Origin of the sequence: Vibrio sp. D417a, assembly GCF_030248595.1 — a bacterium.
GTDB classification, from domain to species: Bacteria; Pseudomonadota; Gammaproteobacteria; order Enterobacterales; family Vibrionaceae; genus Vibrio; species Vibrio alginolyticus.
Genome location: NZ_JAHGAM010000015.1, coordinates 39,638 through 56,798 on the forward strand (window position 1 = coordinate 39,638; position 17,161 = coordinate 56,798).

Genomic DNA, 17,161 nt, shown 5'->3' on the forward strand with positions numbered 1-17,161 from the left:
AGTACAAACTAATCGATTGTGTCTGCATAGACATAATTAACAGCTTAACAACTTGTCTCAAAAGGTAAAAACTCTCAGTTCACAAAATCTCTTTATTATCGAGTGATTAACTCATACCGTAAAAACCTGGGAAAAACAGCAAAGACGTCAACACAACAATCTGAATCGCGATGAATGGCATCACACCTTTGTAGATATCACGCGTAGTAACCCCTGCTGGAGCGACACCTTTTAGATAAAACAAACTAAAGCCAAATGGCGGTGTGAGGAACGACGTCTGCAAGTTCATCGCAATAAGAATCGCAAACCACGTCATATTAATGCCCATCAATTCAGCGACTGGCGCAATAATTGGCACGATGATAAAACAGATTTCAACGAAGTCGATAAAGAAACCTAAAATCAGAATCACCACCATGGTAATAATAAGGAATCCCCACTTTTCACCCGGCAGTTCTAACATCCACTCTTCAACTAAATAATCACCACCGGTGTAGGTAAATGCCATTGAGAAGGCGGTCGCACCAAGTAAGATCGCAAAGACCATTGCGGTTACCTTAACTGTCTCTTTTGATGCATCATAAATCATCGACCAACTAAACTGTTTATACAATAGCGATAAAATAATCGCACCTGCACTGCCCAGTGCCGCTGACTCTGTTGGTGTTGCAATCCCTGCAAAGATGGAGCCCAATACCACGATGATCAATGCTAAAGGTGGCAATACAGCTTTCAGTGCGGTGAGCACTTCTTGTTTACGACTGATCGACTCATCACGCTCTATCGCCTGTGCGGCTTGAGGGTTCAACTTCGCGTAGATGAGAATGTAGATCACATAGGCGCCAACAAGTGTAATACCGGGCCAGATCGCAGCTTGAAATAGGTCCCCTACCGGTACGCCAAGTACATCACCCAACAAGATCAACACGATAGAAGGTGGGATAATTTGGCCCAACGTGCCAGACGCACAAATAGTCCCACACGCTAAACCTTTGTCGTAATTGTACTTGAGCATCACAGGAAGAGATATTAAGCCCATCGCAACAACTGATGCGCCTACCACACCCGTTGAAGCTGCAAGCAATGCGCCAACTAACACGGTAGAAATAGCGATACCACCGCGAACGCCACCGAACAAACGCCCCATTGATTCTAGTAGCTGTTCAGCAAGCTTCGTTTTCTGTAGCACTAGCCCCATAAAAACGAACAGCGGTACGGCCATTAGCACCGTATTTTCCATAATGGACTGAATTCGATATGGCATAAAAGCAAACATCTCGATGCCTTCAGCCCAAACACCAAAAATCAGCGCGATACCACCAAAAGTAAAGGCAACGGGAAATCCCAATAGAAGCGCAAAGAGCGCAACAAAAAACATCACTATACCGATCATAATGACTTCCTTTTACGACTTACCGTTATTACCGGCATAGATGAGATGAGGGTTGACAATTTTGTTGATTGAATGGAGTAACAATCCAATACCACTCACCGCCATAAAGAAAAATGACAGCGGAATCATCGCTTTGATAATCCAACGATATGGTAAGCCACCTGGGTCACCAGACGTCTCGCCTAACGCGTAACTCTCCTTGGCGAAATCAATACCAAACCAAGCTACCAGTAGGCAAAAAGGGAATAAGAAAAATAGTGTGCCTATGATGTCGATGATGGATTGTGCTTTGTAAGATAAGCGTTCATAAAAAATGTCGACGCGAACATGGCTACCGGACTTAATTGCGTAAGGCACACCAAGCAAGAACACGGCAGAGAATAGATGCCATTCCATTTCTTGGAATGCGATAGACACATCATTAAACACGTAACGCATGACAACGTCGTACACAACGTTTGCTAACAACAAAATAAACAGGATGCTGGATAACCATCCGAGGAAATCGCTAAAGCGGTTAAATAATCGCTCAATATAAATAAGACTTCTCATTCCGAACTCCGTGGAACGTTTAGATGCGCTCCGCTATGGTGCGGAGCATTCATTATGAAGTTTTCTTGGGCTTCGATAGCAGGCTAAACCTCTCGGCATCGCCTGCTTCATAACGTTATTGTTGAGCTTGACTGTTTAAGTACGCTCGGTGCGAAATATCTGACCATGGTCGAACTTGATTCATATAGTTCGCTTGCGACTCTTGAATCTCTTTCGCCAAAGCATCTTTTTCTGCATGTTCTTTCAACAAACGATCGTTTGCTTCTCGCAACGCAGCTACTACTTCAGGTGGGAAATCTTTTACTTCAACATTTGGGTATTCAGACTTAATAGATGCCCAGTTTTTGCCACTTTCGTGTTTCGATTGCGTGTACATATCGTAAGCGGCCGTTTTCATGGCTACTTGCAAAATCGCTTTTAGGTCATCAGGTAGACGATTCCAGGTACGCTTGTTAACGAGGAACTGAAGCTCAGTCGCTGGCTCATGCCAACCTGTGTAGTAGTAAGGCGCGATTTTGTGGAAGCCCATACGTAGATCCAGCGATGGACCAACCCATTCCAAGGCATCAATTGTGCGACGCTCTAGAGAAGTATATAGCTCACCAGGGGCGATATTCGTTGGCTTGGCACCTAACTCAGCCAAAATCTCACCAGCAAACCCTGGGATACGCATTTTCAAACCCTGTAAGTCCTCGACGGACTTGATCTCTTTTTGGAACCACCCGCCCATCTGAGTATCGGTATTACCGCCAGGGAAAGACATCAAGTTATGTGGAGAGTACACTTTTTCCATCAGCTCCATACCACCGCCGTAGTAAAACCATGCATACTGCTCAGTTGGCAACATACCGAAGGGCATAGAAGTGAAGTAAAGTGTGTTTGGAACCTTACCCTTCCAGTAATAAGACGCTGAGTGACCCATGTCATACTGACCCGACTTAACCATATCAAACACCCCAAAAGGCGCTTTATGCTTGTTTGCGGAATCAATGCGGATTTGCAAACGTCCGTTGGACATCTCTTCCGCCATTTTGGCCATGTTTTTTGTGGTATCACCAAAAATTGGGAAATTAGGCCCCCAAGTTTCAGCAAGCTTTAAACGATAGACTTTTTCAGCAGCGTTTACAGAAGTCGCTGCGAGTGCCATCGCGGCAGCGACAGCGGTTGTTTTGAGCACTCGTTTTAAAGATTTTTGGATTAGACTCATCGTTCACGTCCTTTATCACCAAGGTTATTGTTGTCATCCATTTCATTAGGATTGGCTGTATTCGGTATAAAAGATGTAACAATGTTGTCTAATGCGAAATGGGCATGAACACGGAAGCGAGTAATTCATCAATAAGGCATTAGCCTAAGGTATTACGTACAAGTACGTAGGAAAACCGTCATGACAAAAGACTAATAATAGCAAAATCAATAAATTATATTTTTATCTATGAATAAAAATAAAAGACAATACTTACGTATTTTTCTGCCAAAAAATTTACATAGTATTTAAGAAAATGTGACAAACCACTTATTGGTAGTGTTAAAGTCAGTACTTAATGCATTATTTCCAATACCAATATAAAAAAATACCTCGGCATCGGCCGAGGTATTCAATCTAGAACGGTAGCGGTAATTAAACTGCTTTGTAGATAACTTTATTACCTGCTAACTGCTCTTTTTGAACTAGGTTTTCTTCAAGAAGCTTCTTTAGTGCGCCAGTAGCCCATGATGCCGCTTTAGTATCTTCTTGACCTGCAGCTAGACCGATGCCTTTAGGGTTAATACCTTCAGCATTCGCCATAACGATGTCTAATACTTGTTGTTGCTTAGGAGTAAGGGCAACATCAACTGTTTTCACTGCAGCTACTTTTTTATCAGCTACTACTTTCTCCGCAACAGCTTTTTCAGCAACAGAAGGTGCTACTGCTTTTTCCGCAACAGGCTTCACTGCTTTAGGTGCTGCAGCTAAGTTTGCTACTGTCGCTTTAATGCGTTTTTGCAGTTTCATCTGCACTTTACGCTTATGAGCAAGTCTCATTGAATATTTCTCCAGTTCACTGCATCTCAGCAGGGATGAAAATTTGAAGCGCGTTTTATACCAAAATTCACAAGCAATTTGTAGGTTTTAGCGGCGAAACGCGATGAAAAATGCGCTCAAAGCATAGAACGTCTACTATTTAATCAGATATTTTATGAACGGATTTATTGAATACTGGGTATAAAAACAGAGGTTTGTTTTATTTTAAATGCAAATCAATGCACATAAAACTGCCCACTCATTTTTGAACAAGTATTCGATGAGGTTATAAGCATGGAAACGCTGCACCTAACAAATTCACATTTCAAACCCGACTCCCCTATCAACAGAATACTTTTGTTGCTCGTTGCACTCATCACTTTGTTTTTGGTTGCCATTTCTCCGGGATGGAAGCAAGCCATGTTGTCGGTCATTTTGATGTCTGCAATCGTTGGTTTCGCCATCTTGATGATTAAGAAAAGCCAAGTCACTTTTACGCTGACAGCTTCTCACTTTCAGCAACACCTTTTTAAAGGAGGTTGGGTCGTCAGATGGCGAAATATTGAGTCAATCGGTATTTGTAGCTACCAACAGGAAGGGTGGCACCAACCGCTACCTTGGATCGGTATTCGTCTAAAACACTACTCACCCTACTTAAATTCAATCTGCCCTCGTATAGCGACAGAAATTCTCCTCAGCCAGCGAGCACTGCTTTACTTAGGCGCAAAACAAAATCAGTGTGAAGATAAGTTTGAGGATATGGTGCTTGACCCTAAACCGTATATAAACAGAAATGGGATTGAGTACAAAGGTTTGTTAGCGATGCTCGCCAACCGGATGAAGTATCAGAGAGGCTTTTATGGCTATGATCTATTTATATCAGCAAGTGATCTAGATCGTGAGGCTGAGGATTTTGTGGGACTGACTCGGCGATACTTAGCTGCCGCCGAGCCAGAATAATGCTTAGTACACGCACTTTTAGTAAAGCGGCATCTCGTCAGCAACGAACGGGTTAGTTTTACGCTCATGACCGAAAGTCGATTGAGGGCCGTGACCAGGGACAAACGTGACATCATTGCCTAAAGGCCACAATTTCTCTTTGATAGAACTAATCAACGTATTGAAATCACCTTGTGGGAAGTCAGTTCGACCAATGCTACCGTTAAACAAAACGTCACCCACAAACGCTAAACGCGCTTCTTCACTGTAAAGCACAACGTGACCAGGTGTATGACCAGGTGTGTGGAATACATTCAGCACTTGATTACCAAAAGTGACAGTGTCACCCTCATTTAGCCATTGGTGCGGTTCAAACGCTTCTGTCAGCGGGAAACCAAACATTTGGCTCTGACCTTCCAAACCTTGCAACCAGAAGTTATCTGCCTTGTGAGGGCCAACAATCTCTGTACCGCCAAGCAGTGCAGACAGCGGCTCCGTGCCACCTACGTGGTCCAAGTGACCGTGTGTTAGCACTAGGTTTACCACGTCAACACCCAGCTCTTTGATAAGCATAGCGAGCTGCTTTTCATCGCCGCCTGGGTCAACCACAATACCTTTCATGGTTTCGTCACACCAGACAATAGAACAGTTTTGAGAGAAAGATGTTACTGGAACAACTTGGTATTTCAGAGCCATAGATAACCTATACCGAATAAATTTGCGTGAAAACTGCCGCAACTATGACACTAAGGCCTAGCGACTTCAAGCTTTGAACTGTGGGTAATCGACGACGTTCTGAGACTAGAAACCTTGTCTCAACTGGCACTACCAGGAACGAACAGCACCCGTATCGATATGAACAAAGTTACTACCTGGATAATAACCCACGCCACCGGCTTTTAGGCTTAATGCAGCATCACGAACCGTTGAAAGCTTCACGCCATCTAAACGGAAATCAATGGCCTTTCCTTCCATGTGCATGCTCTTTTTCGCTACACGAGAAGACCCGTTGCGCAGCGAGGCGTTAGTGGCAGGAGAACGGTAACCTGAAATGACGATCACCTCTGCTTCTGTACCAATTAACTTTTGAATTTGACTTATTTGATCGAACAAGCGTCTATCCATGGGATGAACCTCATTTCGTCGATGGTCTCGACAAAACTCATTCAGCCTTTGAAGTTCATCATTAATGTATCGTTTTCCATCGAAATAGCATGTTTCGAGGATCTCTCCAGTATTAAGATTGTTCATCGCCAGCGCACGTGGCTCGTCAGGGAGTGAAGCCCAAGAAAATGATGGCAGGGCAGACGCCAACACCACACCACCAGCGGTCATTTTAAGGAAATCTCGGCGGGAAAAGTTACGACTTACCATTTCAAAATACAGTGCTCAACAACTAGACAAGTCGTGGACATTAACCAAACACATTTGTCACGTCAAATGCATAAAACGCTCCATCTTGATTTTCAGATGCAGTAATTATTGCTTAATTATTGAACGAAAAGAGAATTCTTCGTTTTGTAAATTTTCCTTAAAGATTTCAACTGCGGTGATCGTACTTATAGATATCATCACGGTAGTAAAGCGTTCCCTCTTCCAACCATGCTGTTTGATAAATGATGTGTACTTGAATGCGCTCTCCCAAAGGAACTGACGTGTTAGACCGACGAGAACTTTCTCGCTTTTTCGCTAAACGTTCTTCCAACCCCTGAGTTTTGAACAGAAGTTCTGCTAACTGGTCTGCATGTTCTACACGAACACATCCTGAGCTGAATGCGCGTCTGTCCTGTTCAAACAAGTTCTTACTTGGCGTGTCATGCAAATAAATAGCTTGTGGGTTAGGCATATTGAACTTGTACAATCCCAGTGCATTTTGTAAGCCCGACGCCTGTCGCATACGATAAGGAAATGTTCTCGGATTCACCGTTGCCCAATTGATGGTTGTAGGGTCAATAATTTCGTTCGAAGTCCAAGACCGAATGATTTGAATGTTATGGTTAATCAAATACATCGGATTACGTTTTACTTTAGGAATAATGTCTTTAACCATGATAGTCCAAGGCACGTTCCAAGTTGGGTTGAGAATAACTGAATCCAGTGCTACCGACATGATGGGCGTTTTTCTTGATGCTCTCCCTACCACAACTTTAGACTCAAACAAGGGTTGACCGTCATGCCAATACGTGACTTCGTATCCAGGCACGTTAACAAAGACAACATTATCCCTTTCTTTCGACCAAATTCTTGAACGCTCAGAATTCAACGCCAACAGATGCAATCGCTCTTGAGGAGAAAAGTTGATCCATCGAATGGTATTCGGGCCGATAACGCCATCTTCTTTCAAACCATGAATACGCTGGAACTCTTTTATCGCAAGCTCTAATTGTTCGTCATATTCTTCAGTGACTAAATCCAAGTAAGAAACATCTACGCCTACGATCTCCATTCGCTCAATCAATAGGGGTCTGTTTTCTAATATATCGCCAACACGTGCTAGCCCAGTTTGTTGATAGGCAGGATATTGGTACTGAGAATGTTCCGATAGCGAAGAATAGGCGGAGTAGAAAGCATCATCTGTTTGTAATGGAGACCGGAGACTTGCCAAAAACTGACCAAGTTTGCCAACCGTAATCTCATTACTCAAAATCGATAAAGTATCGATGCTAGGAGCGGGTAACGTAACATGGGCTTTGTCTGTAAATAGCCAATTAATCCCTTCTTCGGGGAGTTGCTCAAGATAACTAAGGTACATCAAGAGTGAGTCTGTCATCACTAAATCGAAGTCGAGATTATCTCCCTGCCACCTTACTTGGTTTATCCGGTGAAGTTGATTTTCGAATTCGTCGGTGACATCCGCAAGAGCAACCAGGTTTACTTGAAAAAGAAACTGCTCAATATCACTTTCATTTTCCCAGTTCAAACGGTAATTGGTGCTTTGATACAGTTGATCAATCACCTCTGGATAATGGATCATTTTTTCTACAGACAGCTTTTGTACCGCTCCCTCTTGCTCGACTTGCGCTGAAGCTTCGAGAGAAACGACGGTGGAAAAGCTGCAAAACGGCACCAGAAGTGCCGTCATGATTAAAACCCTAGCAAACACTGAAATGATCCTTGCGCTACTTGCCATAATAAAAAGTATGGCAAATATCTCACAACTTGCAGGTTTAAAATTAAGAATCTGATGCCGAAAACGACAACAAAACCCTCTATAAGTAATTACTCAATGATCTTTCTAGATAATTCTCGACCAATGGTTGTCCCATTGTACTCCGCTTGCGAAGGTACTTTTTGACGCTTCGGGCTTTTGCTCTACCACTTTTCCCGCACCAGAGCTGACTCGGAACTCATCGCCATAGACCACAACACCAGAAGCGTCTGGTAACGCACTTAGCTCTACCAATTTGCCAGTAGATTTAGACCATATACCATAACAACTGCCCGGAGGCGAAGTGGCTAAGATCCATTCATCGGTTGCTGCAATACTCGCAACGTAATGATTGAAACGCGCCCACTCTTCAGGCTCAGCTTGAAGATCTTGCATTTCACCACCACGCGTGTGCATGGCGATCAAGGCTGGATACTCGTCCGGCTCACCACGATATTGCTGACCACAAAGCACGGTTTCCGCACCATCATGGGCTAAGTGGCGAATACTCAACTTATGATCCGGTAAAGACACTTGATCCAATAGCTCCCCTTCCTGTGAAAGGTAACTCAGGCTAGGTCTCATGCTATCAAGATTGAGAGGTTCACGACCGTTGGTGTGTACGCCACCGACGCCAATCGCTAATGCGCCATCAGGCATCATGATCACTTCATGAGGACCAAGACCAAAACCCGTTAACTCATCGATCTTTTGATATTGCTTCTGCACATCATAAACACCAATGATCCCACGGCTTGTCCCCCTCTCCCCTTCTGTGGCAAATAGTAATGTGCCGTCATGGGAGTAAACACCATGTCCGTAAAAATGACGATTTGGCGTTGCTAGTTGCAGTTTGATCATCTGCTCTGAGCGATAATCAAACACCATGAAGAAAGTACCAGGTCGACGACCAAAAACTACGGCGTGGCCTTGTTGGTTGGTTGCTACACCGTGACCACGCTCAGGAATCGGCAATGAAGATAGCGGCATACCATGCTCATCCGCCACCACCGCTGCGAATTTATCTCGACCAATGATAGAACAGCCGATCAACGCAGGTTCACGTGAGCTTGTTGAAGCACAACCAAATGGCATCATAGGTATAGCCGCCCCGAATAGAGCGGCTTTCAGCAAGGTTCGGCGGGTTTGATCAGTCACCATCGGTTGCATTAAATCCTATAACTACGCCAAGCTCGATCGCCACTTCTTCGTGAATCAGGTACTTCAATTGCTCTAGCTTATTGTATTGAGAGAGCACCATGCGATAGCCTTCTTTTGTTTGTAGTGCAGCAAACAAGCTCTTATCTTCTGGCCAAGTTTCTAACGCCATTTCAAACTGATGAACAACACGGTCTGCGAGATCTGCATGGCCTTGCTCTCTAAGTAGCGCATCTAAACCATTTCCGTTAGCAAAGTACAACGCTTCCATCCCTTGAAGGTTGGCTTTTAGGTTTGAAAGCGAAGTTTCTGAACGCCATGACTCTGAGAAATACGGGCGAGGCTTACCAATCTTCGCTAGCGGTCGGCTCAACTTCTTCATGCTGTATTCAAGCTGATTCGAGAGCAGTGAAATGTACTCAGACTCCCACTCCGTCATCTCTAGCGATTTCCAAGGGTTCTCTGCCCAAGAATCCGCGATGATCTGCGCTTTGTTATCGAGGTTTTCTGCAATCGCTACGCCTGTCACACAGGTATTGCTGTTGCTAGATAAGGTCGACGCTTTATCGTAAAGCAGCCATTCCAGAGCCCCTAAACCTTGCACGGTGACACTTTGGGTGGAGATATCTTCTGCACTCCAAGCTTGGTCAGATTTCGTCAATACAGACATTTTACGACCAGTAGTGTTCTTTTTATCTGGCCAAAACTGAACATTCCAGCTTTGCTCCAGCGCCGTAGCAGGGCCACGTTCTTGACCTTGTAATGCCATCCACGCAAGCATCGTTTGATGCCACTGCTGTTTTACTTGTGCATCATCTTTCGACTCTGATGCGCAGTAATCTGCGAAGCGTTGTTCAAGTTCTGTGGTTTGCGCTAAAAACGTCTGAGCTGATTGAAACTCGACCTCGTACACGCTTTGAGAAATATGACTTGTACTCTCAGGCTTGGCAGAGCTCGAAACGATGGTCGATTGGCAACCAACCAAACTTAACGTTGCGGCAATCGCACTCACTAATAGTGTTTTTTTCATGGTTGCTTCCTTATAGAGAATTCAGAAACGCAATCAATGCGTCACGTTCTTTTTTGTTCAGTGCTAAGACGTTTTGTTTCGCCGTTTCAGCTTCGCCGCCGTGCCACAACACCGCTTCCATCAGGTTACGAGCGCGGCCATCATGTAGAAAGTAAGTGTGTCCGTTTACTTCTTCGGTATAACCAATGCCCCATAGCGGTGCTGTTCGCCACTCGCGGCCGTTTGCTTGATATTCCGGACGGTTATCGGCTAAGCCTTCACCCATGTCATGCAAAAGCATGTCGGTGTATGGGTGGATAAGCTGCTCAGAAAGCGCTGGTAACTCTGGTCGTTTCGCCGTTTTAACACTGGTCTTGTGGCAGCTTTCACAGCCAGACGCAGCAAAGATTTGCTGACCAAGTTTCACGTTAGGGTCATTGACATTACGGCGAATAGGTACAGCTAAGTGCTGGCTGTAAAACTCTACGAAATCGAGAATATTTTCACTCACTTCTGGTTTGCCGCCATTTGGCATGTCGTCACAAATGCTTTGTTTCGAGGTACAGTTTTCATTTGGGAATAAATGGCTCGTAAGACCCACATCACCATTAAATGCTGCTGCATTTTGCTGCATTAGCGTCGGTTGTCCTGCTTTCCAGCCAAAACGACCAATCGAGAAATTGTCCCTCTCAATATCCCACACTTTATTTACTTTGCCTGAGATACCGTCTTTGTCGGCATCTTGTTCATCAGCCCAAGCAAGTAGCGTTTCGTCGGGAATACTCTCTAACAAACCAAGGCCGATCATTGGCGGTGCCACGCGTGCTGAGAACTCGGTATCAGGGTGCATATCGCCGTAACCCAGATCGGTAATGTTCAAATGAGGTTTTCTTAGCGTCACCGTCGTACCGTCTTTAAATTTCACTGGGACATCGGTGTAAGTGATTTCGATTTTGCCTTCTGGCGTTTGATCTTGCAGAGCGAAATCTTGAAGCTGACCACCATAAGTCGGCTCAGGTATGCCACCGTCTTTGATGTAGGCTTTCTTTTGTTCTGGCGTCATCGCAGGAATGCTTAAGCGCACTAACATAGACACGGCATGTAAATCATCTTTCTCTGGCGGATGACCACGACCGTCTTTGATGTGACAGTTCTGACAACCATTGGTGTTAAAAAGCGGACCTAGGCCATCACGAGCGTCTGTTGACGCTGGCGCTTGTACCCAAGGGTTGCGGAAAAAGCTGTTACCCACACTAAAATCTAGGCGTTTGCTCATCGGCAGGTTGGCAGCAGGAAGAGAATAGGCATTCGCGCCATCTTTTTTAACACTGGTTTTGCCACCAGACTTAACATCGTAAGCCATGGCAGAAGAAGAAAGGATCGCGGCTAGCGCAGAAATTAGGTATGGCTTCATATCATTGCTCTACATAGACAACAAGGGTGATAACAACGAGCTCAAACGGCAAAAGGGCTCACAAAGAGCCCTTATTTATTATGGTTTTCTTATTAAAACTCGTGGTCAGCAGTATCAGGGCTTAGGCTGTCGATGCCGACAATGTTTGCCGCTCGCTCAATCGCACCAGTTTGCGCTACCAACGACATGATGGTGTCGTTTACCAGCGCGTTGCCTTGTGCGTTACCCGCCGCAATAAGTTGGTCAAAATGCTGGTTATTCTTCTCTGCAGAAGTCACTAGCTCACCAACTTGGCTAAGTGTTGTATCAAACTGCTTTTGAATGTCGGTCGCGGCTTTCTTATCTTTTTGAGCAACAAGATCAGCAATACTTGGACCAGATAGCTCTTTGCCGTTTACACCTTTGTATGTACCTGTGTAAACGTTGTAGATGCCTTGCTCGTTGTAGTAGTGAGAATTATGCGTGTTGTCTGAGAAACAATCGTGCTCGTCTTCAGTTGAGTTCGCTTCTAGTGCCACTTTCATGCGCTCACCCGCTAGCTCACCTAGAGAAAGAGAACCCATGCCGAATAGCATCTTACGTAGACCATTGTCCGCTGAGTCGTTCAGTAGCTCTTCACGGTAGTTACCTTTTACTTCAGCAGACCACTGCTTTTCCATCCACTCAAGGTCTTGAACCAGTAGATCAGCGGCTGCTTTTAGGTACTCTCCACGACGCTCACAATGGCCATTCGTACACTCAGAACCCACAACGAAATCAGTGTAAGCGCGTTGACCTGCGCCTGCGTTAGTGCCGTTTAGGTCTTGGCCCCAAAGCAAGAATTCAATCGCGTGGTAACCTGATGCAACGTTTGCCTCAGAACCACCTACTTCGTTTAAATCTGCTAGTAATTCTGGCGTAATTTTTGAAACGTCCAGTTTAGAAGCACCAATCTGCAGACTTGTGTTTGCGATGATGTTTGCAGCCGCACCTTCGTTACCCAATTCGTATTGGTAGTCCGCTGCTACGTAGTCGATCAGACCTTCATCAAGTGGCCATGCGTTCAGCTGACCTTCCCAATCATCAACAATCACGTTACCAAAACGGAAAACTTCAGACTGTTGGTAAGGAACGCGAGAATCGAGCCAAGCTTGTTTTACTTCTTCAAGCTTTTTCGCTGATGGTGATTTTAGGAATTCGTCGATTTTTACATCCAGCGCTTTCGCTGTTGTTACTGAATCAGCAAACACAGCATGGGCAACGTCCGCGTAATGTTCGACAACTTGTTGTTTAGTTACTGTAGCAGCAACGGTAGAACCACTGGCAATGAGGAGTGATGCAGCAATAGATTGGACTAAAACTTTTTTTGCATTCATCTGAAGCATCCTTGTTGAGCTTTTCAATTATCGTATTGGTAGTGCTAATTATTCTTATTTGCACTTTAGTCTCGAGATAATACAAATTTACAATTTATTTGCAACTCCAGATACAAAAAAACCTCATAAAAATGAGGTTTTTCACAGGCTTTATTGTCAGTTTTATCTTTAAGATTAAACCTTTAGGTCATGTTTTCCGTGAGAGACTTTTGCCTTCAGATAATTTTCGTTGCCATCTTTGATATGTGCAGAGGTATTGACAACCTCGCCAATTTCAATTCCGTACTCAGATAACTCACGAATTTTCTTAGGGTTGTTCGTCACGAGGCGGATCTTATTCACGCCTAAAGCTTCTAGCATTTGTGCTGCTTCTGTGAAATCACGCAGGTCATCATCAAAGCCCAAATGGTTGTTAGCTTCGTACGTGTTCATGCCCTGGCTTTGTAAGCGGTATGCATCGATCTTATTGTACAAACCAATACCACGACCTTCCTGACGGAGATACAAGATGATACCACCGGACTCGCCCATGCGATTGATCGTCTCTTCTAGTTGCTCACCACAGTCACAGCGTGAAGAGTGGAACACATCGCCTGTCAAACACTCAGAGTGCATACGAACTAAAGGCATGTCCTGAGTTTGGTCCGCTTGTTTAAAGATAATAGCAACATGCTCTTTGTCTGTCTTCAGACCATGGAAAGACAGAATTTCGGCATCAATGTTACTTTTTGCCCCGACTTTAAAATCTACTCTGGCACGTACTTCCGCCATATCTATACTCACTCGATTTATTGCTTGATGCGCTTGATGCGTTTTCGTTATTGCATTCATGGGATTTACTCGTTGCTCTTCAACTATGGGGACTGATACCGCATTTTGCAATATAGAGATCACAATTGAGGGCAGTTATCCACTCAAGACAGCAAAAGAGAAACACTCTCCAACTGAACAATTGTTATATTATAACAATTTAAAAAAACTACAATAAAAAACCCCAGACAAATTTTGTCTGGGGTTTCAAGAAGGTCGTTTGGTCTATCTTTTAATGGGTCTGACTGCGCTTCCAAACGGCGAGTTCAATCCAAACTGCTTCGAGTTCTTGGATTTCCTCGTCGGTCAACACGGCGAGCGTTGAAGTAACTTGAGGCAGGTTCGGTGATTGCAATGCACGAATCTGCGAATAGAAGTCTTTTTTAAGTTGTAATATAACTGAATCCACTGCGTGCACCTATTTCGTTCTTTTATTACTTATCCAGCTCAAAATTTTTATTTTCTTTATACTGGAAACTTCATAAATTCGGAAAAATGATAACATTCTGCTTGTTAAGTGCACAATTTATTTTTAATAGTGGAATAACGGTCACATTAATTACGCTTCACCATTCGGATCGAATATAAGACAAAAAAGATCAAAAATAGCACAGGAAAGATCCACAACAGCGCCGTGGAATAATTTAATGGTGGTTGATACAGAACAATATTCCCATAACGAGCAACTAGATAGTCCTTTATTTCTTGATCTGAGCTGCCTTCATTGGCCATCGTATACACTTTCAACCTCAGGTCTTTAGCCGCTTGTGCATTAGACTCGACAAGGTTTTGGTTTTGACACTGCGGGCAGCGTAATGTCTTGGCTAGCGAGTTTGCACGCTGTTGCACTTCAACAGAATGAAACTCAAACAGATCAACATTCTGTTCTAAATCCGCACTTATCGTGAAAGGAGAAAATAGTATAAATAGGATTAAAGTGAGGAGAAGACTATTAAATCGAAACATTCAAGTATCCTGAAAATATATCGTTCCATTTATCTGCCGTTAGCTCTCCACGATATTTGATCAATATACGACCATTTGGATCAATCAAGTAAGTTTCCGGCGTTCCGATAACACCTAGCTCCACAGCGAGCTTTCCATTAGGGTCACTAATTACTTCAATATATGGATTTCGTTTAGAGCTCAAATATTCACGAGCGGCTTGTTTTTGATCTCTATAATTCAGCCCAATAATAGGCACACCGAGTTCTGCTAACTGCAATAACTCTTCATGCTCTCGTTTGCATACTCCGCACCAAGATGCCCAAACATTCAATAATTTATATCCGTCGCTTTTGAACAACTGCTCAGAAACCATGTCATCAGAGATCAGAGAAGTAGAGCGAAAATTAGGTGTCTCTAAATTTCGTTGTGGGGACAATTCAACATGTGGTCGCTCAGACAAAGCCACCGCAGTTACTACAGCAAACACGGCAACAGCCACAAACAGACCTGCGAGTTTAAGCGTATTTCTCGATCGCATTGATAGCCTCTCTCCTTTTCTTTAGGCCGGTTAATAGCGCACCAAACACAGCTAGTAGCCCGCCAGACCATATCCACCAAATACCTGCGCGGTACTGAACTTTAATCGCATAAGCATGAGTATCGACTTTGTCACCCAATGTCACGTAATAATCGCCATGCCATAGTGAACGAATCGCAGGCTCGGTCATATTCATCACTCGCACAGGGTAATGACTCTTTTGCGGGTTGAAATTGAGCATGCGGCCATCTTCCAAGTGCAAGGTGATCTGTCCTTGTTCCGCGGTGTAGTTTGGCCCCACTAGCCATTCGATACCATGATAATCGATAGTGATCCCCGCCCTTTGTTGAGAACTGCCGGGTTCGACACGTAAATTGTGTTCATATGAGTAGTGACTGTTGAATACAGCTCCACTCACAGCCAGCGCAAAACCGATATGTGCCATCACGATTGGCATGAGTTTGCGCTTATTGGAACAACGAAACAGCATAACGAGATGCGCCACAATCACCCAAGTAGCCAACGTTATGGTTAGCAATACTTCGAAATGCAGTGCGTGCACTAAGAAGATCAACCCGATCCCAGAGACAAGAGATAACGCAATACTGATCGCAATATCAGCGCTTACACTCGGCACTGTGCCTTTTGTCCATTTCAGCAGCGGCATGAAAGCTAGGGCAATCAGAGCCAGTATGCTTAATGGGAAGATCAGACTATTAAAATAAGGTGCGCCAACTGAAATGTTTCCTAAACCGAGCAGTTGATAAACCATCGGATAAAAAGTGCCAAGAAAAACGATAGCAGTCGCAATAACCAGCAGCCCTTTGGCGATGTAAGCAGTGTAAGCTCGGCTCGCTAGAGATTGAAGTTTGAAGCGAGGGAGTTGTTCTCCTCGCAAAATCAATACGCCAAAAGTGATGATGACAAGCAAGCTCAATACACCCAGCAGCACCAAACCTTTAGTTGGGTCCACCGCAAAAGCGTGCACTGAAGTCAGCACGCCAGAGCGCACCACGAATGTCCCTAAAATGCTTAGGTTGAACGTAGCAAACGCCAGTGCATAGGTGCTCCAAATTGCGCCTCTGTTACGTGTTGCGACAACACCGCTGTGCAACAAAGCAGTACCAGTAAGCCAAGGGAGTAGAGAAGCGTTCTCCACAGGGTCCCAAAACCACCAGCCGCCCCACCCTAGCTCATTGTACGCCCACCATGATCCCACCAAGATACCCAACGTGAGCGTTCCCCATGCAAAAAACGCTGCGCTTCGAGCAACCACATACCAATCGCTCATCGGTTGTTTGCCCAATAGCGCTGCTAATGCAAAAGCTAATATTGCTGCGTAACCGACATAACCGAGATAAAGCAATGGTGGATGAATGATAAGCCCAACATCTTGCAACATTGGGTTTAGATCTCGTCCTTCCGACGCCAATACTTGGGCATACTCGAACGGGTTAGAGGTCATTAACGTGAACCAAGCAAATGTCGCAATAAGAACGTTCATGATTCCTAAACAGTCACAAGTATATTGGGCGTTGAGCGGTGACTTAAATGCAATAAACGACGCCCATAAACTCAATGTGACGACCCAAAACAACATGGAGCCTTGGTGCCCGCCCCAAGCGGCAGCAATCTTGAATGCTACGGGAAGTTGACTGTTGGAATGCGTAACAACATATTCCAACGCGAAGTTGTCTTGCACGAAGCAGACGATCAGAAGTGCTAAACAAATGAAGGAAGCTAAGCTAATGATGTGGGACATCGCGACTTGATGCGGCAATGTCGCCTTCTTACTCATAGCACGACGTAGCCAATGCAGCAACGATGCACAAGTCGATGTTACAGCCACCAATATCAGTAAGAAGAACCCTAGCTCAGCTTCCATTTATCCC

General features: G+C 44.5%; 17 protein-coding genes. 1 reads left to right on the forward strand and 16 read right to left on the reverse strand.

Translation table 11 applies throughout. The features are described from left to right. Nucleotides 1-106 precede the first annotated feature (106 nt). The 4 genes from KI742_RS13975 to KI742_RS13990 all read right to left on the reverse strand — a co-directional run bounded on the left by KI742_RS13975 (nucleotide 107) and on the right by KI742_RS13990 (nucleotide 3,971). Nucleotides 107-1,393, reverse strand: coding sequence for a TRAP transporter large permease subunit (locus tag KI742_RS13975; protein WP_285385636.1), 1,287 nt, complete (start codon nucleotides 1,391-1,393; stop codon nucleotides 107-109). Between the two features lie 12 nt (nucleotides 1,394-1,405). Further along, complete coding sequence (locus KI742_RS13980; RefSeq protein ID WP_285385635.1) at nucleotides 1,406-1,945, reverse strand: TRAP transporter small permease subunit; 540 nt, start codon at nucleotides 1,943-1,945, stop codon at nucleotides 1,406-1,408. Between the two features lie 115 nt (nucleotides 1,946-2,060). Beyond that, a complete protein-coding gene (locus KI742_RS13985) occupies nucleotides 2,061-3,152 on the reverse strand; it encodes a TRAP transporter substrate-binding protein (protein ID WP_017636112.1) in 1,092 nt (363 codons plus the stop codon). Nucleotides 3,153-3,566: 414 nt separating this feature from the next. Beyond that, complete coding sequence (locus KI742_RS13990) at nucleotides 3,567-3,971, reverse strand: hypothetical protein (RefSeq protein WP_005376863.1); 405 nt, start codon at nucleotides 3,969-3,971, stop codon at nucleotides 3,567-3,569. Nucleotides 3,972-4,244: 273 nt separating this feature from the next. On the opposite strand from KI742_RS13990, the gene KI742_RS13995 reads away from it, so the two are divergent. After that, the gene (locus KI742_RS13995; RefSeq protein ID WP_054577696.1) at nucleotides 4,245-4,910 is read left to right on the forward strand and encodes a DUF2982 domain-containing protein; all 666 of its coding nucleotides are present in this window, start codon (nucleotides 4,245-4,247) and stop codon (nucleotides 4,908-4,910) included. Between the two features lie 18 nt (nucleotides 4,911-4,928). Here KI742_RS13995 and KI742_RS14000 read toward each other — a convergent pair whose 3' ends face one another. From KI742_RS14000 to KI742_RS14055, 12 genes are all read right to left on the reverse strand, one after another. Then, nucleotides 4,929-5,585 (reverse strand): MBL fold metallo-hydrolase, encoded by a 657-nt coding sequence (locus KI742_RS14000; protein ID WP_005376855.1) that lies wholly within the window; start codon nucleotides 5,583-5,585, stop codon nucleotides 4,929-4,931. A 129-nt stretch (nucleotides 5,586-5,714) separates the two neighbouring features. After that, nucleotides 5,715-6,263, reverse strand: coding sequence for a DUF882 domain-containing protein (locus KI742_RS14005; protein WP_031778936.1), 549 nt, complete (start codon nucleotides 6,261-6,263; stop codon nucleotides 5,715-5,717). Between the two features lie 166 nt (nucleotides 6,264-6,429). Beyond that, entirely contained in the window at nucleotides 6,430-7,971 is a 1,542-nt protein-coding gene (locus tag KI742_RS14010) for a murein L,D-transpeptidase (RefSeq protein ID WP_064354124.1), read from the reverse strand. A 153-nt stretch (nucleotides 7,972-8,124) separates the two neighbouring features. Next, nucleotides 8,125-9,207, reverse strand: coding sequence for a DUF1513 domain-containing protein (locus tag KI742_RS14015; protein WP_158156647.1), 1,083 nt, complete (start codon nucleotides 9,205-9,207; stop codon nucleotides 8,125-8,127). Beyond that, the gene (locus KI742_RS14020) at nucleotides 9,188-10,225 is read right to left on the reverse strand and encodes an imelysin family protein (RefSeq protein ID WP_064354126.1); all 1,038 of its coding nucleotides are present in this window, start codon (nucleotides 10,223-10,225) and stop codon (nucleotides 9,188-9,190) included. The genes KI742_RS14015 and KI742_RS14020 overlap by 20 nt, the downstream gene beginning before the upstream one ends. 10 nt (nucleotides 10,226-10,235) lie before the next feature. Continuing rightward, on the reverse strand, nucleotides 10,236-11,618 hold the full coding sequence (locus KI742_RS14025; RefSeq protein ID WP_017636117.1) for a di-heme oxidoredictase family protein: 1,383 nt from the start codon (nucleotides 11,616-11,618) through the stop codon (nucleotides 10,236-10,238). A gap of 92 nt (nucleotides 11,619-11,710) precedes the next feature. Then, nucleotides 11,711-12,973: an imelysin family protein gene (locus KI742_RS14030; RefSeq protein WP_285385632.1), complete on the reverse strand. Its 1,263-nt coding sequence runs from the start codon at nucleotides 12,971-12,973 to the stop codon at nucleotides 11,711-11,713. A gap of 174 nt (nucleotides 12,974-13,147) precedes the next feature. Next, a complete protein-coding gene (ribA, locus tag KI742_RS14035) occupies nucleotides 13,148-13,744 on the reverse strand; it encodes a GTP cyclohydrolase II (RefSeq protein ID WP_025767283.1) in 597 nt (198 codons plus the stop codon). Nucleotides 13,745-14,015: 271 nt separating this feature from the next. Further along, complete coding sequence (locus KI742_RS14040) at nucleotides 14,016-14,192, reverse strand: hypothetical protein (RefSeq protein ID WP_020480909.1); 177 nt, start codon at nucleotides 14,190-14,192, stop codon at nucleotides 14,016-14,018. Between the two features lie 146 nt (nucleotides 14,193-14,338). Continuing rightward, on the reverse strand, nucleotides 14,339-14,749 hold the full coding sequence (nrfF, locus tag KI742_RS14045; RefSeq protein ID WP_167415315.1) for a heme lyase NrfEFG subunit NrfF: 411 nt from the start codon (nucleotides 14,747-14,749) through the stop codon (nucleotides 14,339-14,341). Beyond that, entirely contained in the window at nucleotides 14,736-15,269 is a 534-nt protein-coding gene (locus tag KI742_RS14050) for a DsbE family thiol:disulfide interchange protein (RefSeq protein WP_025767281.1), read from the reverse strand. Before KI742_RS14050 ends, nrfF begins: the two co-directional genes overlap by 14 nt. Continuing rightward, nucleotides 15,247-17,154: a heme lyase CcmF/NrfE family subunit gene (locus KI742_RS14055; RefSeq protein ID WP_167415316.1), complete on the reverse strand. Its 1,908-nt coding sequence runs from the start codon at nucleotides 17,152-17,154 to the stop codon at nucleotides 15,247-15,249. Before KI742_RS14055 ends, KI742_RS14050 begins: the two co-directional genes overlap by 23 nt. Nucleotides 17,155-17,161 lie beyond the last annotated feature (7 nt).